At 62.8% G+C, this 26,843-nt stretch carries 24 protein-coding genes; 13 read left to right on the top strand and 11 right to left on the bottom strand.

Annotated elements, in window-relative coordinates:
* The first annotated feature begins 18 nt into the window (after positions 1–18).
* From pcaF to ACWHXT_RS17330, 3 genes are read left to right on the top strand one after another with little or no spacing between them, the layout of a single operon-like run.
* The gene (gene pcaF / locus ACWHXT_RS17340) at positions 19–1,221 is read left to right on the top strand and encodes a 3-oxoadipyl-CoA thiolase (RefSeq protein ID WP_447956749.1); all 1,203 of its coding nucleotides are present in this window, start codon (positions 19–21) and stop codon (positions 1,219–1,221) included.
* Between the two features lie 11 nt (positions 1,222–1,232).
* On the top strand, positions 1,233–2,405 hold the full coding sequence (locus ACWHXT_RS17335; RefSeq protein ID WP_447956748.1) for an alpha/beta fold hydrolase: 1,173 nt from the start codon (positions 1,233–1,235) through the stop codon (positions 2,403–2,405).
* Positions 2,406–2,462: 57 nt separating this feature from the next.
* Positions 2,463–3,914: an aldehyde dehydrogenase gene (locus tag ACWHXT_RS17330; protein ID WP_447956747.1), complete on the top strand. Its 1,452-nt coding sequence runs from the start codon at positions 2,463–2,465 to the stop codon at positions 3,912–3,914.
* 84 nt (positions 3,915–3,998) lie between these two features.
* Here ACWHXT_RS17330 and ACWHXT_RS17325 read toward each other — a convergent pair whose 3' ends face one another.
* The gene (locus ACWHXT_RS17325) at positions 3,999–4,901 is read right to left on the bottom strand and encodes a LysR family transcriptional regulator (RefSeq protein WP_447956746.1); all 903 of its coding nucleotides are present in this window, start codon (positions 4,899–4,901) and stop codon (positions 3,999–4,001) included.
* A 101-nt stretch (positions 4,902–5,002) separates the two neighbouring features.
* On the opposite strand from ACWHXT_RS17325, the gene mdlC reads away from it, so the two are divergent.
* The 5 genes from mdlC to pcaG all read left to right on the top strand — a co-directional run bounded on the left by mdlC (position 5,003) and on the right by pcaG (position 10,181).
* Positions 5,003–6,583 (top strand): benzoylformate decarboxylase, encoded by a 1,581-nt coding sequence (mdlC, locus tag ACWHXT_RS17320; protein WP_447956745.1) that lies wholly within the window; start codon positions 5,003–5,005, stop codon positions 6,581–6,583.
* Between the two features lie 76 nt (positions 6,584–6,659).
* Complete coding sequence (locus ACWHXT_RS17315; protein ID WP_447956744.1) at positions 6,660–7,676, top strand: TRAP transporter substrate-binding protein; 1,017 nt, start codon at positions 6,660–6,662, stop codon at positions 7,674–7,676.
* A gap of 67 nt (positions 7,677–7,743) precedes the next feature.
* Complete coding sequence (gene pcaQ, locus ACWHXT_RS17310; RefSeq protein WP_447956743.1) at positions 7,744–8,682, top strand: pca operon transcription factor PcaQ; 939 nt, start codon at positions 7,744–7,746, stop codon at positions 8,680–8,682.
* Positions 8,683–8,809: 127 nt separating this feature from the next.
* On the top strand, positions 8,810–9,532 hold the full coding sequence (pcaH, locus tag ACWHXT_RS17305; RefSeq protein WP_447956742.1) for a protocatechuate 3,4-dioxygenase subunit beta: 723 nt from the start codon (positions 8,810–8,812) through the stop codon (positions 9,530–9,532).
* Positions 9,533–9,548: 16 nt separating this feature from the next.
* On the top strand, positions 9,549–10,181 hold the full coding sequence (gene pcaG / locus ACWHXT_RS17300; protein WP_447956741.1) for a protocatechuate 3,4-dioxygenase subunit alpha: 633 nt from the start codon (positions 9,549–9,551) through the stop codon (positions 10,179–10,181).
* Positions 10,182–10,275: 94 nt separating this feature from the next.
* On the opposite strand, the gene ACWHXT_RS17295 is transcribed toward pcaG, so the two are convergent.
* The 3 genes from ACWHXT_RS17295 to ACWHXT_RS17285 are packed head-to-tail and all read right to left on the bottom strand — an operon-like array spanning position 10,276 to position 13,379.
* Positions 10,276–11,301, bottom strand: a complete 1,026-nt coding sequence (locus tag ACWHXT_RS17295; protein ID WP_447956740.1) for a TRAP transporter substrate-binding protein — start codon at positions 11,299–11,301, stop codon at positions 10,276–10,278.
* Positions 11,302–11,349: 48 nt separating this feature from the next.
* Positions 11,350–12,318, bottom strand: a complete 969-nt coding sequence (locus ACWHXT_RS17290) for a PDR/VanB family oxidoreductase (RefSeq protein WP_447956739.1) — start codon at positions 12,316–12,318, stop codon at positions 11,350–11,352.
* Complete coding sequence (locus ACWHXT_RS17285; protein WP_447956738.1) at positions 12,315–13,379, bottom strand: aromatic ring-hydroxylating dioxygenase subunit alpha; 1,065 nt, start codon at positions 13,377–13,379, stop codon at positions 12,315–12,317. The genes ACWHXT_RS17290 and ACWHXT_RS17285 overlap by 4 nt, the downstream gene beginning before the upstream one ends.
* Before the next feature lie 135 nt (positions 13,380–13,514).
* Between ACWHXT_RS17285 and ACWHXT_RS17280 the strand changes: the two genes are divergently transcribed.
* The 4 genes from ACWHXT_RS17280 (at position 13,515) to ACWHXT_RS17265 (ending at position 17,192) form a co-directional block, all read left to right on the top strand.
* Complete coding sequence (locus ACWHXT_RS17280; protein ID WP_447927429.1) at positions 13,515–14,180, top strand: GntR family transcriptional regulator; 666 nt, start codon at positions 13,515–13,517, stop codon at positions 14,178–14,180.
* A 170-nt stretch (positions 14,181–14,350) separates the two neighbouring features.
* Positions 14,351–15,382: a TRAP transporter substrate-binding protein gene (locus tag ACWHXT_RS17275; RefSeq protein WP_447956737.1), complete on the top strand. Its 1,032-nt coding sequence runs from the start codon at positions 14,351–14,353 to the stop codon at positions 15,380–15,382.
* Between the two features lie 3 nt (positions 15,383–15,385).
* Positions 15,386–15,913, top strand: coding sequence for a TRAP transporter small permease (locus ACWHXT_RS17270; protein WP_447530364.1), 528 nt, complete (start codon positions 15,386–15,388; stop codon positions 15,911–15,913).
* Positions 15,903–17,192: a TRAP transporter large permease gene (locus ACWHXT_RS17265; RefSeq protein ID WP_447927426.1), complete on the top strand. Its 1,290-nt coding sequence runs from the start codon at positions 15,903–15,905 to the stop codon at positions 17,190–17,192. The genes ACWHXT_RS17270 and ACWHXT_RS17265 overlap by 11 nt, the downstream gene beginning before the upstream one ends.
* Before the next feature lie 4 nt (positions 17,193–17,196).
* On the opposite strand, the gene ACWHXT_RS17260 is transcribed toward ACWHXT_RS17265, so the two are convergent.
* Together ACWHXT_RS17260 and ACWHXT_RS17255 are read right to left on the bottom strand one after the other, a co-directional pair.
* The gene (locus ACWHXT_RS17260) at positions 17,197–17,910 is read right to left on the bottom strand and encodes a lipopolysaccharide kinase InaA family protein (protein WP_447956736.1); all 714 of its coding nucleotides are present in this window, start codon (positions 17,908–17,910) and stop codon (positions 17,197–17,199) included.
* 75 nt (positions 17,911–17,985) lie between these two features.
* Entirely contained in the window at positions 17,986–18,888 is a 903-nt protein-coding gene (locus ACWHXT_RS17255) for a helix-turn-helix domain-containing protein (protein WP_447956735.1), read from the bottom strand.
* Positions 18,889–19,041: 153 nt separating this feature from the next.
* Between ACWHXT_RS17255 and pobA the strand changes: the two genes are divergently transcribed.
* Complete coding sequence (gene pobA / locus ACWHXT_RS17250) at positions 19,042–20,226, top strand: 4-hydroxybenzoate 3-monooxygenase (protein WP_447956734.1); 1,185 nt, start codon at positions 19,042–19,044, stop codon at positions 20,224–20,226.
* Between the two features lie 77 nt (positions 20,227–20,303).
* Here the strand turns inward: pobA and ACWHXT_RS17245 are convergent, their stop codons facing one another.
* From ACWHXT_RS17245 to ACWHXT_RS17225, 5 genes are all read right to left on the bottom strand, one after another.
* Positions 20,304–21,686: an L-serine ammonia-lyase gene (locus ACWHXT_RS17245; RefSeq protein ID WP_447956733.1), complete on the bottom strand. Its 1,383-nt coding sequence runs from the start codon at positions 21,684–21,686 to the stop codon at positions 20,304–20,306.
* Between the two features lie 156 nt (positions 21,687–21,842).
* The gene (gene purU / locus ACWHXT_RS17240) at positions 21,843–22,709 is read right to left on the bottom strand and encodes a formyltetrahydrofolate deformylase (RefSeq protein WP_447956732.1); all 867 of its coding nucleotides are present in this window, start codon (positions 22,707–22,709) and stop codon (positions 21,843–21,845) included.
* Positions 22,710–22,766: 57 nt separating this feature from the next.
* Positions 22,767–23,417: a sarcosine oxidase subunit gamma gene (locus ACWHXT_RS17235; protein ID WP_447956731.1), complete on the bottom strand. Its 651-nt coding sequence runs from the start codon at positions 23,415–23,417 to the stop codon at positions 22,767–22,769.
* Positions 23,410–26,451: a sarcosine oxidase subunit alpha family protein gene (locus tag ACWHXT_RS17230; RefSeq protein WP_447956730.1), complete on the bottom strand. Its 3,042-nt coding sequence runs from the start codon at positions 26,449–26,451 to the stop codon at positions 23,410–23,412. Before ACWHXT_RS17230 ends, ACWHXT_RS17235 begins: the two co-directional genes overlap by 8 nt.
* Positions 26,448–26,837: a sarcosine oxidase subunit delta gene (locus ACWHXT_RS17225; RefSeq protein WP_447956729.1), complete on the bottom strand. Its 390-nt coding sequence runs from the start codon at positions 26,835–26,837 to the stop codon at positions 26,448–26,450. Before ACWHXT_RS17225 ends, ACWHXT_RS17230 begins: the two co-directional genes overlap by 4 nt.
* Positions 26,838–26,843: the final 6 nt, after the last annotated feature.

The raw sequence follows: 26,843 nt of genomic DNA, 5'->3' as shown, positions 1-26,843 counted from the left end.
GAGTTGCAGGAGAGAACGATGAGCGATGTTTATTTGTGCCACCCCCGCCGCACCGCGGTCGGCCGTTTCGGCGGCACCCTGGCGCCGGTTCGGCCAGACGATATGGCCGCAACGATTTTCAAGGCGGTGCTTCAAGAGGCGCCAAGCCTCGACCCGGCGGCCATCGAAGAAGTCTTCATGGGCTGCGCCAACCAGGCCGGCGAAGACAACCGCAACGTGGCGCGCATGTCGTCGCTTTTGGCGGGCATTCCCACCTCGGTGCCTGGCACCACCATGAACCGGCTGTGTGGCTCGGGCATGGACGCCGTGGGCACCGCGTTTCGCGCCATTAAAGCCGGGGAAATGGAACTCGCGCTTGCCGGCGGCGTGGAGTCGATGTCCCGCGCGCCTTATGTCATGGGCAAGGCCGACAGCGCTTTTTCCCGCGGCCAGAAAATCGAAGACACCACCATCGGCTGGCGCTTCGTGAACCCGATCATGAAAAAGTCCTTCGGTATCGACTCCATGCCGGAGACCGCGGAAAACGTCGCCGAGCAGTTCAATATCTCCCGCGAGGACCAGGACGCCTTCGCGCTGCGCTCTCAGCAGAAAACCGCCGCAGCGCAAAAGGCCGGTCGTTTCGCCCGCGAAATCACCGCCATCGAGATCCCCCGGCGCAAGCAGGACCCGCTGATTTTCGACACCGACGAGCACCCGCGGGAAACGACGCTCGAGAAGCTCGCTGGTCTTCCGACCCCGTTTCGCGAAGGCGGCAGCGTCACCGCAGGTAACGCTTCTGGTGTCAACGACGGCGCCGCCGCCATGCTGGTGGCAAGCGACGCCGCTGTGAAGCAGCACGGTCTGACGCCCATGGCGAAGATCATCGGCATGGCCACCGCCGGGGTCGAGCCCCGCATCATGGGCTACGGCCCGGTACCGGCGGTGAAGAAACTGCTCGCGCGTACCGGCATTTCCCTCGACGATATCGACGTCATCGAGCTCAACGAGGCGTTCGCGTCCCAGTCGCTGGCCTGTATGCGCGATCTGGGACTCAAAGACGACGACCCGCGCGTGAACCCGAACGGTGGGGCGATTGCGCTGGGGCACCCGCTGGGCATGTCCGGCGCGCGGCTTTTGCTCACCGCCGCTTATGAGCTTCAAAATAGCGGCAAGCGCTACGCACTCTGCACCATGTGTGTCGGCGTCGGCCAGGGTATTGCCACGCTGATCGAACGCGTTTAACGGAGGCCACCATGGCGTTTCATACGATTAATGGCCGCAGCGTTGCCTATCGGCTGCTCGGCTCGCAAGCCAATCCGCTGGTGGTGCTGGCTCACCCTTTGGGCATGAGCCAGGCCGTGTGGGACGACGTGATACCCACGCTGCTCCCCCGCTACCGCGTACTGACCTGGGATCTGCCCGGCCACGGCGCCAGCCAAGCGGTCAACGACGCCAGGGTCAGCCCTGCCGATCTGGCCCATGAAGCCTTGGCGCTGGCAGAGCTTGCCGGCGCGCGGCGTTTTCACTTCGTGGGCACCTCGATCGGCGGCGTCGTGGGCCAGCAGTTGATCGCCGAGCATGGCGATCAACTGCTCTCCGCGACCCTCACCAATACCGGTGCGGTGATCGGTAACCCGGATTTATGGAACACCCGCGCCGGCCGCGTGCGTGAAGAGGGGCTCGAGGTCATGGCAAAGGAGATCGTCCCGCGCTGGTTCGCGCCCCAGGCGTTCGAGGCGAGCCCCGCCCTCAAAGCGGGCTGGTGTGTCCAGATGGGCCGCGGTGATGACGAATCCTACGCCCAGCTTTGTGAGATGCTGGGCCGCGATACCTTCACCGGCCGGCTGGCCGGCAAGCGCGCCAATGTGCACCTGCTTGGCGGAAGCGAAGACCTCGCGACGTCGCCGGCGACCCTCGAGGCCCTCTCAAAAGAACTCGGCGGTGCACCGCTCGAGGTTTTTGACGGCGTAGGCCATGTGCCGTCGGTCGAGGCGCCGGCGCGCTTTGCCGAGACACTTCTGAGCGTCATGGCGATAGCGCTTGGCGATGTGGCCAACGAAGGCGTGGCCTACGCCACCGGTCTTGAAACCCGCAAGCAGGTGCTGGGCGAGGCGCACGTCGAGCGTTCCACCGCCAACGCCAACAGCCTGGATGCGCCCTTCCAGCAGATGATCACGCGGCTGGCCTGGGGCGAGCTCTGGAGTAACGAGGACCTAACGCGGCGCGAGCGCAGCATGATCACCACCGGCATTTTGGCAGCACTCGGCCGTGAAGAGCTGACGCTGCACCTGAAAACCGCTCAACGTATCGGTTTGAGCGAGGCCGAGTTGCGCCAGGTGTTGATGCACGTGGCGATCTACGCCGGCGTACCGGCGGCCAATCACGCCTTTGCCCTGGCCAAGGAGCTTGGCTGGGGTGAGGGGTAGCCAATCTTTCGTCAGTCGTTCTTAATAACAATTCAACGAACACCAAGGAGCCACGCCATGACGCCTGTTCAACTGTTAATCGACGGCCAGACCTGCCCGGCCTCACACAGCGCCACCTTCACGCGCAACAACCCGTTGAGCGGTGAGGCGGTGTCCGAGGTGTCGGCGGCGTCGCTCGAGGACGTGACGCGCACGGCCGAGGCGGCGCAGCGCGCGTTCAAGACCTGGTCGCAGGTCGGCCCGAGCGAGCGCCGGGCGAAGCTCAACAAGGCCGCCGACCTGATGGAGGCGCGCCGAGAGGCGTTCGTCGACGCCATGGTCGACGAGACCGGCGCCACGCCGGGCTGGGCCGGGTTCAACGTCATGGTGGCAGCGAATGTGTTGCGCGAATCGGCGGCGCTGACGACCCAGATCCAGGGGGAGGTGATCCCCTCCAACGTGCCGGATAACCTGGCCATGAGTGTCCGGGTGCCTTGCGGTGTGGTGGTGGGTATCGCGCCCTGGAATGCGCCGATCATCCTCGGCACCCGTGCCATTGCCGGGCCGCTTGCCTGCGGCAACAGCGTGATCCTCAAGGCCTCTGAGATGTGCCCGCACACCCACGCGCTGATCGGCGAGGTGCTCGATGAGGCGGGTCTGGGCGACGGCGTGGTCAATGTCATCCACAACGACCCGGCACAGGCGGCGGACGTGGTCAGCGCGCTGATCGCGCATCCGGCGGTGCGGCGCATCAACTTCACCGGCTCCACCCACGTGGGGCGCATCATCGCCGAGCAGGCGGCCAAACACTTAAAGCCCGTGCTTCTCGAACTGGGCGGCAAGGCGCCGTTTTTGGTGCTCGACGACGCGGACATCGACGCGGCGGTGGAGGCGGCGGCCTTCGGTGCTTTCTTCAACCAGGGCCAGATCTGCATGTCCACGGAGCGCTTGATCGTCGATGACGCCGTGGCCGACGAGTTTGCCGAGAAGCTCGCGGCGAAGGCGAAAACGCTGCGCGCCGGCGACCCGCGCGACGACAGCAACGCCCTGGGCACGCTGGTGGCGGCCGCCGCCGGCGACAAGCTCAATGCGTTGATCGACGACGCGACCGGCAAGGGCGCACGGCTCGCGTGTGGCGGCAAGGCCGAGGGCGTGGTGATGCAGCCCACGCTTTTGGATAACGTGACCGCCGAGATGCGCCTCTACGCGGAGGAGTCCTTTGGGCCGCTGGTGGCCATGATGCGTGTCAAGGACGAAGAGGAGGCCATCCGCATCGCCAATGACAGCGAGTACGGCCTTTCCGGGGCGGTCTTCACCGGGGACAGCGCCCGCGGGCTGCGCGTGGCGGGGCAGGTCGTCACCGGCATTTGCCACATCAACGCGCCCACGGTGCACGACGAGCCGCAGATGCCCTTCGGCGGTGTCAAAAGCAGCGGCTACGGCCGTTTCGGCGGCAAGGCGGTGATCGAAGAGTTCACCGACCTGCGCTGGATGACGCTACAGACCGGCCCGCGCCACTATCCGATCTGATACCTGCGTCAGTAGCCATCTTTTAGTCACGACCCTGAAAGCGGCGCCTTGTGCGCCGCTTTTTTGGGCCGGGCCGCCGCGAGGCTACGCTCGTTGTGCGGCGGTCACGGCGTCGATGACGGTAGCGCAGAACCAGCGCTGGGACGCCGCGCTGCGGGGTTGAGCATGCCAGTGCAGCGCGACCTCGAAGCTCGGCACCGCGAAGGGCAGCTCATGGATCCGGAGCCTGGCATCAGCAAAGCGCGCGGCAATCTGAAGGGGCAGAATCGCGATGAGATCGCTGCCTTGCAGAACCTGGGGGAGCACCGAGAAGTGCGAAAGCGACAGGCTCACCTTGCGCTCGATACCGCGCTGCGCCATGACCTCCTCGACCAGGTCGTGGCCCGACGAGGAGGCGATCGACACGTGCCGACCGTGGACGAACCGCTCGATGCTCAAGTCGTCGTCGGCCGCGCCGCCTTGCCGGTCGAGCAGGCAGACGTAGCGATCCTCGAGCAGCACGTGCTTGTCGATATCGGCGCCGCCGAGCGCCCGGCTGCAGATCACCGCATTGACCTTGCCGGTGGTCAGCCACTCCCGCGCCTTGTCGATCTCCAGCGGTACCACGTCGAGCTCGGCCTGGGGCGCCTGGGCGTAGAAGGCTTTCAAAATGGCGGGCAGCAGTGCCATTTCGCCCAGGTCGGTCAGCGCGAGGCGAAAACGGAGTTCGCAGCGCTCGGGCGTAAAGTGGCGGCTGGCGTCGATGGTGTCGTTGATCTGGCGCATGGCCTCTTTCAGCGACGGATAGAGCTGGCGCGCGACCGTAGTGGGCTCCATCCCATGGGCGGTGCGCACGAACAGCCGGTCGTCGAACAGCTCTCTTAGCCGATTCAAGGCGTAGCTGACCGACGGCTGGGTGACGTGCAGCTTTTCGGCGGTCAGCGTCACGCTGCCGGTTTCATGCAGCATCAGTAAGGTGCGAATCAGGTTCAGATCGACCTGCGCCATAACTATAAGCCTCATCTATTTTTATAAGAAATATTATTGATTTGATCAATTATAGGCGAGCCCGCTAGGTTGGATGCAAGACATCCAACAAGGAGCAGCCGATGCCCAGCGTCCACGCCACGACCTACGCGCTCTTGCGCCGCCAGGGAATCACCAAAATCTTCGGCAACCCAGGCTCCAACGAACTGCCGTTTCTCAAGGGCATGCCGGAGGACTTCGAGTACATTTTAGGGCTTCACGAGGGGGTGGTGGCCGGCATGGCGGATGGCTACGCGCTGGCCAGCGGCAAGCCCGCCTTCGTGAACCTGCACGCCGCGGCGGGCACGGGCAACGCCATGGGCGCGCTGACCAACGCCTGGTATTCCCACTCGCCGCTGGTGTTCACCGCCGGCCAGCAGGCGCGCTCGATGATCGGTGTCGAGTCGATGCTCGCCAACGTCGACGCGCCGCAGCTTCCCAGGCCGCTGGTCAAGTGGAGCTATGAGCCGTCCTGCGCCGAAGACACGCCGCGGGCGCTGAGCCAGGCGATTCACAGCGCGAGCGCGCCGCCCAGGGGGCCGGTCTACGTCTCCATTCCCCACGACGACTGGGAGCGCGAGGCCGGCGATGAGGCACGCCACCTGCTGGAGCGCGAGGTGCGCCATGCCAGTGCGCCGCAGGTGGGGCAGGTCGAGCGCCTGGCCGGGCGGCTTCAAGCGGCGGCGAACCCGGTGCTGGTACTCGGCCCGGAGGTCGACGCCGAGCAGGCAAGCGCGCTGGCCGTCGAGCTTGCCGAGCGCCTGAAAATGCCGGTATGGGTGGCGCCGTCGGCGTCGCGCTGCCCTTTTCCCAACCGCCACCCCTGCTTTCGCGGCGTGCTGCCCGCGGCCATCGCCGGGATCAGTGAGCAGCTCGAGGGCCATGATCTGGTCGTCGTCATCGGGGCGCCGGTGTTTCGCTATCACAAGTACGCCCCGGGGCGTTACCTGCCGGAAGGGGCGAGCCTCGTGCACGTTACCTCCGACGCGGACGAGGCCGCCCGGGCGCCAATGGGTGAGGCGTACGTGGGCAGCGTGCAGGGCATGCTCGAGGCGCTCTTGCCGCGTCTCGAGGCAAGCAGCCGCGCGATGCCCGAAGCGCTACCGACACCGGGCGCCGTGCAGGACGAGCAGGACCGAATGGCGCCGGCTAACGTGTTCGAAGCGGTGAACGCGCTGGCGCCCAAGGATGCCATCTACGTCAAGGAGGCCACCTCGACGGTGGAAATCTTCTGGGAGCGGGTCGAGATGCGCCACCCCGGTAGCTACTTCTTCCCCGCCGCCGGCGGGCTCGGCTTTGGTTTGCCGGCGGCGGTCGGCGTCCAGCTCGCCCGGCCGGAGCGCCAGGTGATTGGCCTGGTCGGCGACGGCTCGGCCAACTACGCCATCACGGCCCTCTGGAGCGCGGCCCAGTACCGCGTCCCGGTGATCTTCATCATTCTCAAAAACGGCACCTACGGCGCCCTGCGCGGCTTTGCCCGGCACATGCAGGTGGACGACGCCCCGGGGCTCGACGTGCCCGATATCGATTTCTGCGCGCTGGCCGAAGGTTACGGCGTAAAGGCCGTATGCGCGACGAATCGCGAGGATTTGGAAGCCGCGCTGACGAAAGGCCTTGGCATGGATACTCCGCTGCTGATCGAGGTGCCCACGCTCCAGACCTAAGCGCGAGCGCCACTACGCTTTCGCAACTCGCTCGACAATGACCATCGCTTGATAATGACAACAAGAGGACGACCTCATGAAACGCGCCATCTCACTCAACCTGCTGGCTGCCTGCGTCGCTACCGCGTCCTTCGGCGTCCAGGGCGAAACGCTGCGAATGTCCCACTTCTGGCCCTCGGCCTCTGCCGTCCATAAGGAGATTTTCGAAACCTGGGCGCAGAGCGTCGAACAGGCCTCCCAGGGGGAACTCGACGTCCAGATCTTTCCCTCGGGCACGCTGAGCAAGCCAGACCATGCCTACCAGGGCGCGGTGAACGGCGTCTCGGACATCGCCGCCTCGCTTCAGGGTTACACCTCCGGTCGCTTCCCGCTTTCCGAGATCGTGCAGCTGCCGGGGGTCTCCAGCAGTGCACCGCAAGGCTCGTGCATTCTCCAGACGCTCTTCGACGAAGACCTGATCGCCAGCGAGTACGAGGACGTCAAGGTGCTGTTTTTGTTCACCACCGGGCCGGCGTACCTGCATACGCGCAGCACCGAAATCGAGTTGCCTTCGGATCTGGCGGGGCTGCGTATCCGCCGGCCGAGCGACGTCGCCGGTGAGATGCTCTCGAGCCTGGGGGCGGATCCGCTGGGCATGCCGGCGCCGGATATTTATACCTCGCTGCAGCGCGGCGTCATGGATGGTTTGAGCTTTCCCTGGGAGGCGATGCGCGTGTTCGGGATCAACGAGCTGGTCGACTACCACCTGGAGGTGCCCTACTACTCGGGCGCGGTCATGGCGGTCATGAATCGTGATGCCTATGAGGGGTTGAGCGATGATATGCGCGCGGTGATCGACCAGCACAGCGGTATGGAATGGTCCCAGGTGGCCGGTGAGGTGTATCACCAGCTCGATGCGGTGGGCCGTGAAGAAGCGCTCGAACAGGGCGATACCATCCACACCGTCGAAGACCCCTTGAACGACCCCGAATGGGCAGGGCCGCTGGAAGAGGGCACCGAGCGCTACCTGACGCGGCTCGAACAGCGCGGCCTGGATAACGCCCGCGAGGTCCATGAGCGCGCCTTGAGCCTGCGCGACGAGTGTGCAGAGTGAATCGCGTGGTTTCCTTGCGCGGGTGAATCGGCGAAGGTAGGGGCTTTCCTTTCGCGGATGGAGAGCCATGCTGAACGCTCGCATCAAACTGCGCCACCTGATGGCGTTTCTCGAAGTGGCCAAGCGGCGCAGCTTCGCCCGCGCCGCCGAGGCGCTGGCGATCAGCCAGCCGGGCATTTCCAAGGCGATACGCGAACTCGAGGAGATTCTCGAGACGCCGCTTTTCGAGCGCGCCGCCCAGGGGGTGTCGCTCACCCAGGCGGGGCTGACGCTGCTGCGCCACGCCGGCCCCGCCATGCGCGCGTTGGACGAAGGCGTTGGCGCCATTGGCGATGCCCACCGCGGCAAGCGCTGGCTGCGCGTGGGCGCGCTTTCCACCGTCGAGAGCCGGCTGCTGCCGGTAGCGATACAGCGCTGGCATAGCGCGCCGCCGCCGGGCCAGGGCGATACCTGTGTCTCGGTGGTGAGCGGGGCCAGCGCCTATCTGCTGTCGCGGCTGCGTTTGGGCGAGCTGGACATGGTGGTGGGCCGCATGACCGAGGCGCGGGAGATCGGGGATCTCTACTTCGAGCACCTCTACTATGAGCCTTTGGTTATCGTTGCACGGCAGGCGCACCCCCTGGCGGCGCTCTCTTCGGTGGCCGCCGAGCAATTGATTGCCTACCCGTGGGCATTGCCGCCACCCCAGACCACGCTGCGCCAGCAGGTCGATAGTTTCTGTGTACGCCACGCCATCTCCTTGCCGGCGCTGCTGCTGGAAACCCTCTCGCTGCCGGTCAGTCACCGCTACACCCTGGAGAGCGACGCGCTCTGGATCGCCCCGCGGGAAGCGGTAATCGGGGAGCTCGAAAAAGGGGAGCTCGTCGAAATCGCGCTGCCCTTCGAAGCCCAGGGGGGCTCGGTGGGGATCTGCACCAACGCGAGCATGGAAAAGTCGATGACCCGGGATGCGTTCTGCGAAACGTTGCGCCAGGTCGCGGCGCAGCGCATTCAACCAAGGTCTTAGTGGTCATAACCTATAGGTTATGAGCGAGCATGACTCTTCAATTGGCAAGGGTGGGGCGACGCGCCACACTCGTAACTTACCGGCGCAAGAGCGGCCGGTGCTTACAACGTCATCAAGAGCTTCGCCCATGACCCATAATCATAAACGCTTCGTGACCCGCGACCGTAACTGGCACCCCCCTGCCTACGCCCCCGGCTACAAGACCTCGGTGGCGCGCTCGCCCCAGCAGGCGCTGATGAGCCTGCAGCAGCCCACCGCCTCGGAGCTGACCGGCCCGGACTTCAGCCACCTACGCCTTGGCCGTTTCGATAACGACCTGCTGATGAATTTCACCCAGGGCGAAGGGCTGCCCCAGGGCGAACGGATCATCATGTATGGCCGCGTGGTCGACCAGTTCGGCAAGCCCGTGCCCCACACGCTGGTGGAAATGTGGCAGGCCAATGCCGGCGGGCGCTACCGGCACAAGAAAGACGCCTACCTGGCGCCGCTGGACCCCCATTTTGGCGGCGTGGGGCGCTGTCTGACCGACGACCAGGGCTTTTACCGTTTCCGTACCATCAAACCCGGACCCTACCCCTGGCCCAACGACGTGAACAGCTGGCGCCCGGCGCACATTCACGTCTCGGTGATGGGGCCGTCGATCTCGACGCGGCTGATTACCCAGATGTATTTCGAGGGCGACCCGCTGATTCCGCTTTGCCCCATCGTTCATACGCTGAACGACCCGGAGGCGGTCGAAACGATGATCGGGCGGCTGGATATGGCCCAGAGCCGGCCGATGGATTGCCTTGCGTACCGCTTCGATATCGTGGTGCGCGGCGAACTCCAAACCTATTTCGAAAACCAGTGAGGCGGGGGAGACTATCATGAAACAGCCTAACACCCAGCCGACCAGCGAGCTGATGCTGCGCGAAACCGCCTCGCAGACCGCCGGCCCTTATGTGCACATCGGCCTGGCGCCTGCCGCCGCCGGCAATCCCGAGCGCGACGAAGAAATCTGGAACGAGATGGCCGGGCCGGATGCCAGGGGCGAGCATATCGAGATCGTCGGCATCGTCATCGACGGCAATGGTGAGCCGGTACGCGATGCCTTTTTGGAGGCGTGGCAGGCCGACGCCGACGGTCATTATCAAATGGATTACGATTTACGTAATGCATTCAATAGCTTCGGGCGCACCGCCACGATTGCCGAGCAAAAGGGCGAATGGCTGTTCAAGACCGTCAAGCCGGGCGCTGTCGTCCACCCCAGCGGCACGCCGATGGCCCCGCACATCAATCTGGCGGTGTTTGCCCGGGGCATCAATATTCAGCTGCAGACGCGCCTTTACTTCGACGATGAGGCTGAGGCCAACCGCGCATGTCCGGTGCTCTCGCGGGTCGAGTCGGACCAGCGCCGTCAGACGCTGATCGCCAAGCGCGAGGAGGCCGATGGCGTCACTCGCTACCGCTTCGATATCCGCCTTCAAGGCCCGGGCGAGACGGTCTTTTTCGATTTCTAGCCTTATCGTATACGTAACAGCCAGACCATAAAAAAGCGCCGCACTCCTGTGCGGCGCTTGCCGTTTATCACGCCGGTCGAACGGGGTGTGATGGCTAGGCGTTGGTCGTCGCGCACGCCTGTTTAAAGCCCATGGCGGCATCGTAGATCTCGCTGGCGTTACCCCCTACCTCGTCCAGGTAGCGATCGATGGTTTCGCGCAGTACGGGGCCCCAGTCCGGGTCGTTCAGCGCATCCTCGATGGCGATAAACTCGTGGCCTGCTTCGACGGCCTCCTGGCGGCCTTGTTCGATCAGCGTGTCGTAGACTTCAGCGGCACGCATCGACCACTCCATGCCGCTGTGATCGTCGATCACTTGCTGAAGCTCCGCGGAAAGATTGTTGTAGTTGCGCTGGTTCATGACCGCGAACAGCGACAGATCATAAAGCGGCACTTCGGTGTGATAATTCGCCAGCTCGTTGAGGCGGAAGGTTTTCATGCCCTCCCAGTTAAAGCTCAGGCCATCCACCACGCCGCGCTGCATGGCGGTGAACACATCCGGGGCGGGCATGCCCACGGCCTGGGCGCCCAAACGCTCCATCATGTCACCCACGACCGGGGTGGGGCGTCGCAGCCTCAAGCCCGCCAGGTCGTCTGGCTTTTCAATCTGGCGCTCCTTGGTATGCAGGTAGCCCGGGCCGGTGGTGAAGAAGAACAGCGGATGCGTATCGGCGTACTCGTCGTCCAGGTGGCCCTGCTCATAAAGCGATTGCAGAATGCAGGCGCCTTCGTGCGCGCTCGAGGAGACGCCGGGCAGCTCGACGATCTGGGTCAGCGGAAAGCGCCCGGCGGTGTAGCCCTGAGCGGATGAACCGATATCCGCAATCCCTCGCCCGGTGCTCTCGTAGGTTTGCGCGGATTTGGCCAGTGTCTGGCTGGGAAAGACCTCGACATTGAGCTCGCCGTTGGAAGCCTCGTTGATGCTTTCGGCCCAGGTCTGAAAAAGCGCGCGGTCGATCATCGAGCCGCCGGGCCATACGTGGGCCAAGCGAAGCGTCGTTTGCGCCTCTACAGCGGCGGGCAATAAAACCAGCGCGCTCATCATTGCGGCGCGGGTCACGGTCGTCGGGGTTTTTTTCATTATAGTTATCCTTTTGTCTATCCAGAGAAACCAGGGGCGTTGGAACCCTTAAAGATCCAATACCAATACACTGCTTTTAGCACGCGAACAGCACGGCGTGAACTGGTCATTGGCCGCGTGCTCATGATCTTCCAGATAAAGGTCGCGATGATCCGGCTCGCCCTCCAGTACACGGGTCAGGCAGGTGCCGCACACGCCTTGTTCGCAGGAGACCATCACCTCGATGCCGTTTTCGGCGAGCACCTGGTGTACCGTCTTGTCCGCGGGTACGGTGAAGCTTTGACCGCTGCTGGCGATACGTACCTCGAAGCTTCCATCGTCGTCGCTCGACGTCTCGGCGCCGCTGAAATACTCGGTATGCACTTGGTCACTCGGCCAGCCATCGGCCTTGCAGGCGGTCAGGACGGCGTCGATGAAGCCCTTGGGGCCGCAGACGTAGACGTGGGTATCCGGATCCGGCTGGCCGAGCAGTGTCTCGAGGTTCAGGTGTTGGCTTGGTTCGCCATCATCGAAGTGAAAGTGCACCCGCTCGGCGAACGCGGACGCCTTCAGGCGCTGGTAGAACGCGGTTCGTTCCTGCGATCGGGTGCAGTAGTGGAGCGCGAACTCCCCGTCGGTGTGCGCCAGGCGTTCGGCCATGCAGAGCAGCGGCGTGATGCCGATACCGCCGGCCAGCAGCAGGGTGCGTTTGGCAGGTTCGAGGGGAAAGTGGTTCTTGGGCGCGCTGATCTGCATCAGCTCGCCCACCTGTAGCTCGTCGTGCATGGCGGTGGAGCCGCCGCGGGAGGCCGGGTCGCGCAGCACGCCGATCAGGTAGCGCGCGCGGTCGTCCGAGTGGTTGCAAAGCGAATACTGGCGGATGAGTCCCTCTTTGACGCGCACATCGATATGCGCGCCGGCGCTAAAGGCCGGGAGCTCCCGGCCGTGCGGATCAGCGAGTTCAAGCGTAACGATATCGAGCGCTTCCTCGTGGCGGGCCTTGACCTCCACGATCAGCGAAGGGGCCGTATGGCTCATGCGCTCGCCTCCACCGCCGTTTCACGCTCCTCGGTGAGGATGCGGTCGATGATCCGGCGCGCCTGTACACCGCCGCCGTCGATATTGAGCTTCAGCAACTGCCGCTCGGGGTAGGCGAGCAGGTTGCGCTGCTGCGCTTCGAGCATCTCGAGGTCTTCTTCGAAGATCTTGCCCTGGCCTTCGCGGATCCTCTCGGTCAATGCCTGATCTTCGGGTTTGAAGTTGCGCGCCATGCCCCAGAAGTACCAGATCGAGGTATCCGATTCCGGGGTGATGAAGTCCACCACGATGCTCGAGGCTTTCTTGTCCGCCGGTGCATCGGCGCCGCCGTTGCCCGCGTGGGCGACCCCGACTTCGATCAGCACGTGGCTTGGTGGGGTGAAGCGACAAATTTGCCAGCGGTCCACCGGCACGTCGTCGGCCAGGCCGTTGCCGCGCAGCGCCGCCTGCCAGAACGGCGGTGCGGAGATGTTTTCCATTTGGCGGCTGGTGATGACCTCGTCGCCATTCGTTTTGGTGTCGGGAGCGGATTCCTCGATCTCGGGCTGGCCGATACTCGAGGCGTGCACGTAGGTCTCGTGGGTCAGGTCCATGAGGTTGTCGATCATCAGCCGATATTCGCAGCCGATGTGGTAAAGACCACCGCCGTAGGCCCACTCGGGATTATCCGCCCACTCGAGAACCGGGATGAGGTCGGCGTCTGCCTTGTCCGGGTCGCCGGGCCAGATCCAGATAAAACCATAGCGCTCCTCGACCGGGTAGGACGTGACGCTGGGGAAGCCGCGCACGCGCTGGCCGGGCATGCTGTCGCACTTGCCGCTACAGTTCATTTCCAGGCCGTGGTAGCCGCACACCAGCTTGCCGTCGCGCACGAACCCGAGAGAGAGCGGCGCGCCGCGGTGGGGGCAGAAGTCTTCCATGGCGGCCACGCGGCCTTCGTCACCGCGGAAGAACACGAGTTGCTTGTTGCAGATGGTTCGTCCTAGCGGCTTGCCGTCCAGTTCGTCAGGCATGCAGGCGACGTACCAGGTATTCAATGGGTAGGGAGCTTGTTGCGTCACGGTGATATCCTCTTTGAAGTTTTCTTTTTTATTGGATCCAAAGTAAAGGGCATGAGTGATTTGGTGGTCAACCCATACTTTGGTTTAGCCTGCTCGCTGAGTGGGGCTAAAGGCTGTTGATATAGGGACGCATTGATGAGTAGCAACGATAAAAGCGTTGCCAGCCGGCTTCGTAAATTGATCGAGGAAGGGGACTACCCGCAAGGTGAACGGCTGGGCGAAGAGGCCGTCGCCGAGCATCTGGGGGTCTCGAGAACGCCTGTGCGCCTGGCGTTCAGGAGCCTGGAGCAGGAAGGGCTACTCAAGCGGGCGGGTAAACGCGGTTTTATGGTGCGCGAGTTTACCGAGGACGACATTCACTGCGCCGTCGAGGTTCGTGGCGTTTTGGAGGGTTTGGCCGCGCGGCGCCTGGCCGAGCGGGGCGTATCGGAAGAGCAGCGCCGTGAGTTGTTCTTTTGGATCCAAAAAGGGCGAGAGGTGATCGAGAAGGGATCTTTGAGCGAAGCCGATATCGAGTGTTGGATCGAACTCAATTACCGTTTTCATGAAAAGATCGTGAATTCAGCCGGTAGTAGTGTCATTGGCGATGCCATTGCGCGTAACAACCACCTGCCCTTCGCGGCCGCGGCCTCCATCGTGATCGATGACAGTGAATTGATCCGTGAATTTAGAAAGTTGCAATTGGCCCAGCTGCATCACGAGCTTATTTATCAGGCGCTTGAAAACGGCGAGGGGGCGCGTGTCGAAATGTTGATGCGCGAGCACGCTTTGATTGGTATCCGCTATGCAGAACGCTTCTGACCCACTGCTTGGCGTCGCTCACCAGGCGCCTGTGCCCAAAGGATTTTACAAAAAAGTAGACCAAGGTCGATTAGCTCTGAGGGGATTAGTGGATTAAGGTTGTTTTCATAAAACGAACTAATATTCGTTATGCGAACAAGTGCGTTCTACTGACTGGACTGGAGCTTCTCATGAAAGCAATTTTCACTCGGTGTGCGATTGCCGCCACCATTGCGGGTCTCTCGATGGCCTCAGCCCAGGCGGCCACCACGCTACGTATGGCCCACTTCTGGCCAGGCGCATCCGGCGTCAATGAAGACGTTCTGCAAGCCTGGGCCGATACCATTGCCGAAGAGTCCGACGGCGATCTGACGGTCCAGATGTTCCCCTCGGGGACGCTTGCCAAGCCCGATTCCATCTACGAAGCGGCGGCCAACGGTATTACCGATATCGGGGCGACGGCGCAGGGGTACACGGCGGGCCGTTTCCCGCTTTCTCAAATCGTCGAGCTACCCGGCGTTGCCAACTCGGCGACCCAAGGCGCGTGCGTACTGCAAACCCTTTATGACGAAGGCCATCTGGATAGCGAGTATGAAGATACGCGCCCGCTTTTCATGTTCACCACCGGGCCTGGCGGTATCCACACCATCGATACCGATGTTCAAACCCCCGCTGACCTGGAAGGCCTGCGTATCCGCCGCCCGACCGCCGTTGCCGGTCAAATGCTGGAGAACATGGGCGCAAGCCCGGTCGGGATGCCAGCGCCGGATATCTATACCTCCATGCAGCGCGGCGTGATCGATGGTTTGAGCTTCCCCTGGGAGGGCCTGGCGGGCTTTCGTATCAACGAGTTGGTGAGCTATCACACCGAGGTGCCGTTTTATACGCTGGTGTTCGTCGCCACGATGAACCAGCGCGCTTACGAGCGTTTGACGCCCGAACAGCAGGCGGTGATCGACGATAACTCGGGCATGAAGTGGGCCCAGAAGGCCGGTGAAGTATTCGATCGCCTGGACGTAGAAGGCAAGCAAGAAGCCGTCGACGCGGGACACACCATTCGTGAAATCGAAAACCCGCTCGAGCACCCCGATTGGCAGGGTCCGCTGGAAGCCGGTATCGAAACGTATCTGAGTCAGCTCGAAGAGCGTGGGTTGAGCCAGGCACGCGAGGTTTACGAGGCAGCGTTGAGCGCCAGCGCCGACTGCGCCGCACGCCAGGAGTAATGAATGCAGACTTCCCTGGAAAGGGCCAGCCATGGGCTGGCCCTGTTATGCCGTGTCATTGCCGGGATCGCCCTGGTGGCGCTGCTGATGGTCACGATTGCGGATGTCAGTACCCGCTATCTGTACCGGTTGACGGACGGCGCGTTCGCGCTGCGTGTCAGCGGCAGTGTGGAGCTTGTGAGCTATCTCATGCTGTGCTCCTTGCTGGCCGCCATGGCCGCCAACGTCGAAAAAAGCCAGGTCGTGGTCGAGGCTTTTTCACACCGTCTGCCCGCCTGGATGAAAAACCGGCTTCATGGCGTTTATCTGTTCGGCTTTGCCGCCCTGGGGCTGGTGCTGTTCACCGGGCTTTTGGATTCGGCGGCAGCGGCGTCGCGACACGGAGAGGTAACCCAGGATTTACGCCTGCCCATGGGGCCCATTTATTACGCCGCGGCCGCCATGAGCCTGATGCTGGGTATTCGCAGCGCCCTGCATGCTTTGCTGGGTGCGCTCTTTGGCGCTGAAGGAGACGTTGCCAATGGGGAGTGAAATGATCGGGGCCATAGGCCTTGGGCTGCTGTTGGTCCTTATGGTGCTGCGGGTGCCCGTCGCGTTGACCATGCTGGTGATCGGGGTGGGCGGCTTTGCGTGGATCATTAGCTGGGACGCTGCCATCGCGCAGTTGAAGACCGTGCCCATCGAAGTGCTTTCGAACTACAGCTTCAGTGCCGTGCCCATGTTCATCTTGATGGGCGTACTGGCTGCGCATTCGGGCATGGCGGGCAAGCTTTTCGATGCCACGCGCACGATCTGCGGGGGCTGGAAAGGGGGGCTGGCGATCGCCGCGGTGGGGTCGTGCGGGGTGTTTTCGGCCATCTCCGGTTCGTCGCTTGCCACGGCGAGCACCATGACCCGGGTGGCCCTGCCGGAAATGGAACGCTATGGCTATAACCGGGGTCTTGCGACCGGCGCTCTTGCCGCTGGCGGCACCTTAGGCATCATGATTCCGCCCAGCATTGCCCTGCTGATCTACGCGATTTTAACCGAGCAGTCCGTTGGTGACATGTTCATGGCCGGACTCATTCCCGGCCTGATGGGGCTTGTGATGTACGCCCTGACGGTGACGGTGATGATGCGCCTGCGCCCCCAGCTGGCGGTAGCCGGCGAGCCGACGACCTGGCGGGCGAAGCTGGGTTCGATCTCCGGGCTGCTGCCTTTCTTCGCCGTATTTTTGGTGATGATCCTGGGGATCTATTTCGGTCTTTTTACCCCGACCGAAGGCGCAAGCGTGGGGGCATTCGCCACGCTTTTGTACGCTTTCTATAAAGGGATGCGCCTGGTCGGTTTATGGCGAAGCCTGCAAGAAACGCTGGCGCTTTCGGCGGTCGTTTTCTTCATGCTGGTGGGTGCCGAGACGCTGGGTTATTTCATCTCGGTCTCGCGGATCTCTTTCTCGATCAGCGATTTTTTGATGGGCGTGGATCTGGCACCCATCGCGATCGTGCTCTGTATCCTGCTGCTCTATTTCGTGCTGGGCATGTTCATGGATTCGATCGCCATGCTGGTGATCACGGTGCCCGTGGTGTATCCCATTATTCAGGCACTGGGTATCGATCCGGTTTGGTTCGGGATTATTACCGTGTTGACCGTGGAGCTTGGGTTGATCACCCCGCCGGTGGGAATGAACGTATTCGTGATCAAGGCCATGGCGCCTCATGTGGGCCTTGGTGAGATTTTCAAAGGCGTTGCGCCGTTTATTGTCTCGGACTTCATCCGCCTGGCGCTTTTGATCGCATTCCCTGTCTTGAGCACGTTTTTCCTGCTCTAGTCTTTCAAGGCACGCCCTGGAAATAGGGCGCGAGCCGAGCGCTGAGCTCGGCTCGATACGCCGCTCCCTCGATGCGGTTATGCTCGAGCATGTGCTCGAGCAGTTTGGCCCGTTTGCTCGTCGAGGACGGCAGCGCCTTGATATGGGTATCGATCCAGATCAGGTGGTGCTCGCTGTCGACCAGTAAATTATCGATGTGCAGGTCGCGGTGGTAATAGCCTGCCTGGGCAAGCTGAGCGACCTGCTGGCCGAGGGATTCGATAAACGCGTGGCGCCCCTGCTCATTCTGCGCTTCGAAATAGGCGCTGCCCGTGGTGCAATTATTCATGTACTCCATCGCATAGAGTGACCCCAGTGGGTTCAGAAAGTTGAGCGCCACGCCGTAACAGCGTACGTCCACCGTGCGCTGGCCCAGCTTTTTGAGGACCCGTCGGCTTTTGAACTCCTTGTGAGCATCGTAGGAACCTGTCAGGCGCTTGGAGAGGATATCGCGTCCCAGCCAGCGCCAGAAATTCCGCTTGGGGGAGTACTTGTCGCCCACCAGCTTGAACAGGGTGCTCGACTGCGGTTGGGCATAAAAGCGGCTGCTGCTCTGCGCATCGAGCTGCGGCATGGGCTGCAGCTCGCCAAGGCTTAGCAAGCGGGCATGCTGGGTGTCGCGGACCAGGTACCAGGACGGTTTTTCGGGAAAGATGAAGCGCTGTAATTTTTTCTTCATTGAAATCTTGGATAATGACGTTAATCGGGGGAGCTACGCTCGCGGCGCCGGCGGCCGGTTGATCGATCTACTCCGCTAGTGCGTTAACAGGTGCGTTTGCCGCTGGCGAAATTCGCGAGGGGCCTGCGCCGTATTGCGCTTGAAAAAACGCGTAAAGTACGCCGGCTCGGAGAACCCCAGGCTATCGGCGATTTCGGCAACCGTCATGTTAGTGTAGGTAAGTTGCCGCTTGGCTTCCAATAACACGCGCTCGTGAAGGAGTTGCAGCGCGCTTACGCCTGCTTGTTTGCGACACGTCAGATTGAGGTGGGCGCTGCTCATGCCTAGCTGGTCTGCCAGCATCGCGATGCTGGGTTGCTGGCGGTAGTGCGTCTCGACCAGTGCCTGAAAACGCTCGAAGTGCTGCCGCCCTTTCTCGCTTCGCTGGGAGCGGCGGCTTTTGATGCTCGTCTTAGCAGGCAGGGTGAGGCGCTCCAGCTCGATCGCCAGCGCCTGCGCCAATATCTCCAGTAGCTGACGACGCCCCGGCGCCGGACGATGGTACTCCCGGCTGATTTGGCCGACCAGCGTGGCGATCTGCTGCTGGTTGCTGGCGCCTTCCAAACGGTAAAACCCCGCCTTCGACAGTACTCTGCTCCCTTCCAGGGCGCGGGAAAGGTGCTCCGCCAACGGTTTGGCGAGGGTAATGATGTCGCCCTCCACGTCAGCAGAGAAACGAAAACCGTGAATCGTCATGGCCGGCACCACGATCGTACCCATATCCTGGAAGTGGTGATGGGCGCCCTCCAGCTCCAGCGCCACGCTCCCCCGCTTGATCAACAGGATATGCACGAGATCGGCGTGCCGGTGGGGGCGAATACGCCAATCGTGCAAGCGGCTGCGCTCGGCAATGGATTCACAGTGCAGCAAGTCCGGCGTCGGCCAGTGCTCGGTTTCGCCGTATAGCTTGAAGACGGGGACAATCGGACGCTGTGTCATCGGGCGGCAATCACCGTGTTCGACCAAGGTGGGTCATGGATACGTGAAAAGTCCAAGAGACTCTCGATATTCTGCCTTATGTTAGCGCCTTTATCGGTCAAAAATACAAGCCATACGTTTCGCTTGATAATAATGACGATGAGGCCTCCCCCCATGAAGACACAAGTTGCGATTATCGGTGCCGGCCCCTCCGGGCTGTTGCTGGGCCAATTACTGCATCGCCAGGGTATCGACAACGTGATCGTCGAGCGGCGCAGCGGCGAGTACGTGCTGGGCCGTATACGGGCAGGCGTGCTCGAGCAGGGCATGGTGGATTTGCTGCGCGAAGCCGGCGTCGATGAGCGCATGGACAAGGAAGGCTTGCCCCACGACGGTTTCGAGCTGGCCTTCGATAACCGTCGCGTGCGCGTCGCGCTGGATGAGTTGACCGGCGGCAGTCAGGTGATGGTCTATGGGCAGACCGAGGTCACCCGTGATTTGATGCAGGCCCGTGAGGCCGCTGGCGCCACGACGCTCTATGAAGCTGAAAATGTTCAGCCTAGTGATCTGGAAAGCGACTCGCCCTATTTAACCTTCGAGCACAACGGCGAAACCGTACGCCTGGACTGCGACTATATCGCCGGGTGCGATGGCTATCACGGCGTTTCCCGCCAGGCCATCCCCGAAGACCGCCTGACCGAGTTCGAAAAGGTTTACCCGTTTGGCTGGCTCGGGATGTTATCGGACACGCCACCGGTCTCCGATGAGCTGATCTATGCCCGCCACCCGCGCGGTTTCAGCCTATGCAGCATGCGCTCCGCGACCCGCAGCCGTTACTACCTGCAGGTGCCGCTGGACGAAAAAGTCGAAAACTGGTCGGACGAGCGTTTTTGGGAGGAGCTCAAGCGCCGTTTGCCCGAAGAGGTGGCCGAACAGCTCGTGACTGGCCCCTCGATCGAAAAAAGCATCGCGCCGCTGCGCAGCTACGTGGTCGAGCCTATGCAGTACGGCAAGCTGTTTCTGGTGGGCGACGCCGCGCATATCGTGCCACCCACCGGTGCCAAGGGGCTGAACCTGGCCGCCAGCGACGTGAATACGCTTTACCGGCTGATGGTGAAGGTCTACCAGGAAGGGCGCACGGATCTGATCGAGCGCTATTCGCAAACCTGCCTAAAGCGCATCTGGAAAGCCGAGCGTTTCTCCTGGTGGATGACCTCGATGCTGCACAACTTCTCCGATGAAGAGGATTTCAACAGCCGCATGCAGCTAGCGGAGCTCGATTACGTAACCAGCTCTCGAGCCGGTTTGACGACGATTGCCGAGAACTATGTGGGATTGCCTTACGAGTCGCTGGAGTAACGCCCATTCGAGTCTGATTGATACAACAAAGCCCAGGCAAGGCCTGGGCTTTGTATCGGAACGAGCCCGTTCCCGTATCAACACTCGATCGCATTCACCGCCAGCCCCCCCTTGGAGGTCTCCTTGTACTTGTCGAGCATGTCGCGGCCGGTGTCGCGCATGGTGCGGATCACTTTATCCAGCGAGATGAAATGGGTGCCGTCGCCGCGCAGCGCCATTTGGGCGGCGTTGATCGCCTTGACGGTGGCGATGGCGTTGCGCTCGATGCAGGGTACCTGAACAAGCCCGCCCACCGGGTCGCAGGTCAGCCCCAGGTTGTGCTCCAGGCCAATCTCAGCGGCGTGCTCGACCTGCTCCGGCGTGGCGCCCATCACCTCGGCCAGGCCTGCAGCGGCCATGGCGCAGGCGGAGCCGACCTCGCCCTGGCAGCCCACCTCGGCGCCGGAAATCGAGGCGTTTTTCTTGCACAGTATGCCAATCGCACCCGCGGCGAGCAGAAAGTCCACCACGTTGCGCTCGCTTGAACCTGCCTGGAACTTCATGTAGTAGTGCAGCACCGCCGGGATGATGCCCGCCGCACCGTTGGTCGGCGCGGTCACCATCCGCCCGCCGGCGGCGTTTTCCTCGTTCACGGCCAGCGCGAAGATGTTGACCCACTCCATGGCGGAGAAGGTGGTCGCGATCAGGCAGGGGTCCTGTTCGGCGGCCGACAGGCGTTGATGCAGAAGTTTGGCGCGGCGTTTGACGTTGAGCCCGCCGGGCAGCACGCCTTCGTGGGTCAGCCCGTTGTCGACGCACTCGCACATTACCCGCCAGATGCGCCACAGCTCGTCGCGCACCGCCTGCTCGGGCCGCCAGGTTTTTTCGTTGGCCATCATCAACTGGCTGACGCTCATGTTTTCGCGCTTGCAAAGCGCCAGCAGCTCCTCGGCGGAGTTGAAGTCGAAGGGGATCTCGGCGGTGTCCATGTCTTCGAGCTTGGCGTCCACCTGGCTTTGGTCGACCACGAAGCCGCCGCCCACCGAGTAGTAGGTGTTTTCCAAAAGCGTGCGGCCGTCTTCGGCAAACGCGCAGAGCTTCATGGCGTTGGGATGGTGGGGCAGGCTCTCTTCGTGAAACACCAAATCCCGGTCCCACACGAAGGCCACATCCTGCTGGCGACAAAACGACAGGCGCTGGGTCTCTTTGAGCGCGCTGATGGTTGGGCCGATGATCGCCGGGTCGACCTGGTCCGGGCGCTCGCCGAGCAGGCCCATGATGATGGCGTGGTCGGTGGCGTGGCCGATGCCCGTGGCCGAAAGCGAGCCGTAAAGGTGCACTTCCAGGCGGCTGACCTGGCCAAGCATCTGGCCCTCGTCCACGGCCGTGGCAAACTTGAAGGCCGCCATCATGGGGCCGACCGTGTGCGAGCTGGATGGACCGACGCCAATCTTGAAAAGGTCGAAGACACTGATAGGCATGGGAGACCTCTGAATTGAGAGTATAAAGCCCGCTCACTGAGTATAGGACACGCGAAGCGCACATTGATGCTACGCCTTCGCACGCGCCTTGCTTGTAAGCAGACTTCATTGTTGTTGTGCTGTGCCCATCACGTGGGCCGCAAAGGCCAAGCGGTACTAGTTACCGAACACCACGGTGCGGCCGTTGTGCAAGAACACGCGCCGCTCGAGGTGGTAGCCAATCGCCCGGGCGAGCGTCAGGCATTCGATATCGCGCCCCTTGGCCACCAGGTCCTCCGGGTAGTGCGCGTGGTCCACCGGCTCGACGCCCTGGGCGATGATCGGGCCTTCGTCCAGGTCGTTATTGATGTAGTGAGCGGTGGCGCCGACGAGCTTCACCCCTTTTTCGTAGGCCTGGTGGTAGGGTTTGGCGCCCTTGAAGCCCGGCAAAAGCGAATGATGAATATTGATCGCCCGGCCGTCGAGCAGCCCGCACATGCGTGGCGAAAGTACCTGCATGTAGCGTGCCAGAATCACCAGCTCCGCACCGGTTGCTTGGATGATATCGAGCACCTGGGCTTCCTGCTCGGCCTTGGTGTCCGGGGTGATGGGTAAGTAATGGTAGGGCAGGTCGTGCCACTCGGCCAGCGCTTCTAAATCCGGATGATTGGAGATGATCGCCCGGATATCCAGCGGCAACTGCCCGGTGCGGTAACGGTAGAGCAGGTCGTTCAGGCAGTGGTCCGCCTTGGAGACCAGAATGACCGCCCCGGTGCGCTTGGCCGGCGGCGTCAGCTCGAAGGCCATCTCGAAGGCGTCAGCGCGGGACGTGAAATCCTCCAGGAACGCCTGTTCGTTGAAGGGCTCGCGCTCCGGGCGAAACTCCGCGCGAATGAAGAAACGCTCGCCGAGCCGATCATCGAAGGAGCTCAGCTCGGTAATGTAGCAGTGTTGCTCCTTTAAGAAGCGGGTCACGACATCGACCGTCCCCAGAATGCTGGGGCATTGGGCGGTGATAATCCAGGTATCCGTCATTCGGCTCATGGCGCGTCTCATTCATCCACAGTCAGGGGCGGCCGGCGGGGCCGGCCGAAGTGTTTGTTATTGTGTGTCGATCCCGTATTCTTTCGATGCATCGAGCAGCCAGCGGTAGCAGTAGTCGGCAAAACTTCGCCGGATGACCAGCTCCCACTCGGTGTCAGACGAGCGGCGCAGCACCACGCTCGCCTTGGCGAATACCGTGGTCACGCCCTTGCCCACCGGGAAGGCGCTGGGGTGAACATCGAAGGAGATCGATTTCATCAGCACTTCGCGCGCGTTCGCGCCGCCAAGCGTCAGTACGGTTTGGCCGCCGCTGACGTTGACGATGCTGAAATGAGCGCCCCCCAGCGCCTGGCGAAGCGCCCGCTCCAGGGCGAACTCTTCGCCGCCGGGCACGATCACCAGCCACTCGTCCGGCGAGATCCACTGAATCGAGCGCTCGCCGCTTTCGCCCTGCGTCATCGTGTTGGGTTTGGCGGGAAGACTCAGCCCCAGCACCTGGCGCACCGCCTCGTCCAGCACGATGGCGCCGCCGCGCAGCACCAGATGGCCCATTAGGGCTTTTTCGCGCAGCACCACGCCCGGCGACGCTTGGCGCGCCTCCGGCGTCGCTTGCTGCTGGTAGCTCCAGGCCAGCGGCGACTCGACCGCTGGGTTGCCGTCAGGCACGGTGTTGAACTCTTGCACGTTCGATACGCTCGCGTTAGACATGCTGACGCTCTCCTTTCGGGTCGATGAAGACGGGGCTTACGATTTCGGCCTCGTGCATCGTGCCGTCGGTCATGGGCAGGTAGACGGTCTGGCCCATGCGCTCGCGGCCTTCGACCACCACCGCCAGGGCGAAGCCGTGGCCTAATGAGGGGCTGTAGTAGCTCGAGGTCACGTGGCCTTTCATGGCCATGGGGATGCTTTGCGTGCTGTCGAACACGATCTGCGCGCCCTCTTCGAGTACCACGCTCGGGTCTTTCGGCTTCAGGCCGACGAACTGTTTGCGGTCGCCGCGCATGGTGTCCGGGCGGCTCAGCGCGCGCTTGCCGATCCACGGGAAGGGCTTGTCGTAGCCGATCGCCCACTGCATGCCCAAATCTTCCGGGGTCACCGAGCCGTCGGTGTCCTGGCCGACGATGATCAGGCCTTTTTCGGCGCGCAGCACGTGCATGGTTTCGGTGCCGTAGGGCGTCAGCGCGTACTTCTCGCCGTGTTCAAAAAGTTTTTTCCAGACGTGCAGCGCGTAGTTGGCCTGAACGTTGATCTCGTAAGCAAGCTCCCCGGTAAACGAGATACGGAACACCCGTGCCGGGACACCGGCCACGTTGCCTTCCTTCCAGTCCATGAATTTGAACTGCTCTTTGTCGAGATCGATATCGGTGACTTCCTCCATCAGCTTGCGTGCATCCGGCCCGGTCACGGTCATGGTCGCCCAGTGATCCGTCACCGAGTTGAAGTAGACCTGAAGCTCCGGCCACTCGGTCTGGTGCCAAAGCTCCAGCCACTCCATCACCCCGGCGGCACCGCCGGTGGTGGTGGTCATCAGGAAGTGGTTGTCACCGAGGCAGCTGGTGGTGCCGTCGTCCATCAGCATGCCGTCTTCTTTACACATCAAGCCGTAACGCACGCGGCCGACGTCGAGTTTGGCCCACTTGTTGGTGTAGACGCGGCCCAGAAATTCGCGGGCATCCGGGCCCTGAATGTCGATCTTGCCAAGCGTCGAGGCATCGAGAATCCCTACGCCTTCGCGCACCGCCAGACACTCCCGGGCGACGGCGTCATGCATGGTTTCTTTTTTACCGTTCACCGTGCGGGGGAAGTACCAGGGGCGTTTCCACTGGCCCACGTCCTCGAACTCGGCGCCGTTTTCCAGGTGCCACTGATGCAGCGCGGTGTAGCGTTTCGGATCGAATAGCTCGTTGCAGTGACGGCCGACGATGGCGCCGAAGGTGATCGGCGTGTAGTTGGGGCGGAACACCGTGGTGCCCACTTCCGGAATCGAGCGGTCCAGGCAGCGTGCGGCGATGGCCATGCCGTTGATGTTGCCAAGCTTGCCCTGGTCGGTACCAAAGCCGAGTGCGGTGTAGCGTTTGACGTGCTCGATGGACTCGAAGCCTTCCCGGGTGGCAACTTCGATGCCCGCGGCGGTGACGTCGTTTTGCAAATCGACGAACTGCTTGGGCGCGCGCAGCGCACTCTTTTCGTGGGGGACCTGGTAAAGCGCGCAGCCCAAACCGTCGCGGCGGGCGCGGGTGGCGGGCACCTCACACACTGGGGCGTTTTCGAAACCGCTTGCCTGGGCGGCCTTTTGGCCGGCGCGGGCGGCGTCCGCCAGTGTCTCGGTGAGCGCGAAGTGGCCGGCCACGCCGCCTACCGAAACCATGCCTTTTACTTCGCCGGGCACGAAGCCCAGAAGCTCTTCGTTCCACTGCGGGCGGGTGCCGGTGTGCGAGGAGAGATGCACCACCGGGCTGTAGCCGCCGGAGCTTGCGATGGTGTCGCACTCGAGGTCTTCGGTTTTACCGGTGACCACGAAGCGCTCTAGATCAACGGCGCAAACGCGGGCGCCGGTGACGCGCTGACCGCCGCGCGCTTCGACGACGCAGCTTCCGGTGATCACACGAATGCCGCTGTCCCGGGCCTGGCGCACCAGGTCGCCGTCCGGGTTGGCGCGGGCATCGACGATGGCGACGACCTCGCGGCCTGCCTCTTTCCAATCGAGCGCGGCGCGGTAGGCGTGGTCGTTGCTGGTCGAGAGCACCAGTTTGTTACCCGGCACCACGGCGTAGCGGCGAATATAGGTCGACACCGCACCCGCAAGCATGATGCCGGGCAGGTCGTTGTTGGCGAACACCAGCGGGCGTTCGTGGGTGCCGCTGGCAAGCACCACCTGGGTTGCCCGTACGCGGTGAAGCCGTGCCCGGGGCTGCCCCGGGAAACCGGCTTCCCGGGCGGTGTCCGCCAGGTGCTCGGTGCGCCGCTCGTGCAGCGTCACGAAGTTGTGGTCGTGGTAGCCGTTGGCGGTCGTGCGGGGCAGTAGCGTGACGTTGTCGAGACCGGCAAGCTCTTTTACGGTCTCGTCGACCCAGCGCACCGCGGAAACGCCGTCGAGCGTCTCGCGGCTATCCAGAAGCGAGCCGCCCATCTCCTCCTGCTCGTCGCAGAGAATCACCCGGGCGCCGGCGCGGGCGGCGGTCAGCGCCGCCGTTAGTCCGGCGGGGCCGGCACCGACGACCATCACGTCGCAGTGGTGGTGCATGTGGTCGTAGATATCCGGGTCGGACTCGGTCGGTGCCCGGCCAAGGCCCGCGCCCTTGCGGATGTACTTTTCGTAGGTCATCCACATGGAGGCCGGGGCCATGAAGGTCTTGTAGTAAAAGCCTGGCGGCATGAAGCCACCGCCTAAACGGCCCACCCAGCTCATCACGTCGCGCTGGACGTTGGGCCAGCCGTTGGTGCTGCGCGCCGTTAGGCCTTTATAAAGCGCCTGCTGAGTCGCGCGTACGTTGGGCACCTGGGTGTCGTCCCGGGCGCCGAGCTGGACCACGGCGTTGGGCTCTTCGGCGCCGGCGGCGACGATGCCGCGGGCCCGCGAATACTTGAAGCTGCGGTTGACGATGTCCACGCCGTTGGCGAGCAAGGCCGAGGCGAGCGTGTCGCCCTTGAGGCCGTGGTAGCGCTGGCCGTTGAAGGTGAACTCGAGCACCTGGGAGCGATCGACACGACCGCCGGCATCGATACGATTGGTCTGCGTCATGACGAAGCCTCCTCGTTCAGGGCCTTTGTTTCGGGCTGGGCACCGATGGTTTGCCAGCCGCCGTCGGCGGTTTGTACGCCCTCTTCATTGCGGACTTTTTCGGACTCGGCGGTGATGGTCGGCTGCTCGCCCATCGGGTAGGTCTCGAGGATTTCGTAAGTCACCGTGTTGCGGGTGATGTTGAAAAACTTGCGACAGCCCACCGAGTGCACCCACATTTCATGGTGAATACCGCGCGGGTTATCGCGAAAGAACAGGTAGTCGCCCCACTCTTCGTCGGTGGTGTTTTCCGGGTCCGCGGGTCGCATCAGGTGAGCCTGCCCGCGAGGGTGAAACTCCTCTTCCTCGCGGTGCTCCTGGCAGTAGGGGCAGTGAATATAGAACATGTTAGC

The sequence above is a fragment of the Vreelandella halophytica genome, assembly GCF_968193635.1.
The sequence above is the reverse complement of the archived record's forward strand: the minus strand, read 5'-3'. Positions and strand labels throughout refer to the sequence as shown.

Bases quoted from the DNA above. Each gene is read 5' to 3' on its own strand.
- pcaF (WP_447956749.1), top strand. From the start codon at position 19: ATGAGCGATGTTTATTTGTGCCACCCCCGCCGCACCGCGGTCGGCCGT.
- ACWHXT_RS17335 (WP_447956748.1), top strand. From the start codon at position 1,233: ATGGCGTTTCATACGATTAATGGCCGCAGCGTTGCCTATCGGCTGCTC.
- ACWHXT_RS17330 (WP_447956747.1), top strand. From the start codon at position 2,463: ATGACGCCTGTTCAACTGTTAATCGACGGCCAGACCTGCCCGGCCTCA.
- ACWHXT_RS17325 (WP_447956746.1), bottom strand. From the start codon at position 4,901: ATGGCGCAGGTCGATCTGAACCTGATTCGCACCTTACTGATGCTGCAT.
- mdlC (WP_447956745.1), top strand. From the start codon at position 5,003: ATGCCCAGCGTCCACGCCACGACCTACGCGCTCTTGCGCCGCCAGGGA.
- ACWHXT_RS17315 (WP_447956744.1), top strand. From the start codon at position 6,660: ATGAAACGCGCCATCTCACTCAACCTGCTGGCTGCCTGCGTCGCTACC.
- pcaQ (WP_447956743.1), top strand. From the start codon at position 7,744: ATGCTGAACGCTCGCATCAAACTGCGCCACCTGATGGCGTTTCTCGAA.
- pcaH (WP_447956742.1), top strand. From the start codon at position 8,810: ATGACCCATAATCATAAACGCTTCGTGACCCGCGACCGTAACTGGCAC.
- pcaG (WP_447956741.1), top strand. From the start codon at position 9,549: ATGAAACAGCCTAACACCCAGCCGACCAGCGAGCTGATGCTGCGCGAA.
- ACWHXT_RS17295 (WP_447956740.1), bottom strand. From the start codon at position 11,301: ATGAAAAAAACCCCGACGACCGTGACCCGCGCCGCAATGATGAGCGCG.
- ACWHXT_RS17290 (WP_447956739.1), bottom strand. From the start codon at position 12,318: ATGAGCCATACGGCCCCTTCGCTGATCGTGGAGGTCAAGGCCCGCCAC.
- ACWHXT_RS17280 (WP_447927429.1), top strand. From the start codon at position 13,515: ATGAGTAGCAACGATAAAAGCGTTGCCAGCCGGCTTCGTAAATTGATC.
- ACWHXT_RS17275 (WP_447956737.1), top strand. From the start codon at position 14,351: ATGAAAGCAATTTTCACTCGGTGTGCGATTGCCGCCACCATTGCGGGT.
- ACWHXT_RS17270 (WP_447530364.1), top strand. From the start codon at position 15,386: ATGCAGACTTCCCTGGAAAGGGCCAGCCATGGGCTGGCCCTGTTATGC.
- ACWHXT_RS17265 (WP_447927426.1), top strand. From the start codon at position 15,903: ATGGGGAGTGAAATGATCGGGGCCATAGGCCTTGGGCTGCTGTTGGTC.
- ACWHXT_RS17260 (WP_447956736.1), bottom strand. From the start codon at position 17,910: ATGAAGAAAAAATTACAGCGCTTCATCTTTCCCGAAAAACCGTCCTGG.
- ACWHXT_RS17255 (WP_447956735.1), bottom strand. From the start codon at position 18,888: ATGACACAGCGTCCGATTGTCCCCGTCTTCAAGCTATACGGCGAAACC.
- pobA (WP_447956734.1), top strand. From the start codon at position 19,042: ATGAAGACACAAGTTGCGATTATCGGTGCCGGCCCCTCCGGGCTGTTG.
- ACWHXT_RS17245 (WP_447956733.1), bottom strand. From the start codon at position 21,686: ATGCCTATCAGTGTCTTCGACCTTTTCAAGATTGGCGTCGGTCCATCC.
- purU (WP_447956732.1), bottom strand. From the start codon at position 22,709: ATGAGCCGAATGACGGATACCTGGATTATCACCGCCCAATGCCCCAGC.
- ACWHXT_RS17235 (WP_447956731.1), bottom strand. From the start codon at position 23,417: ATGTCTAACGCGAGCGTATCGAACGTGCAAGAGTTCAACACCGTGCCT.
- ACWHXT_RS17230 (WP_447956730.1), bottom strand. From the start codon at position 26,451: ATGACGCAGACCAATCGTATCGATGCCGGCGGTCGTGTCGATCGCTCC.
- ACWHXT_RS17225 (WP_447956729.1), bottom strand. From the start codon at position 26,837: ATGTTCTATATTCACTGCCCCTACTGCCAGGAGCACCGCGAGGAAGAG.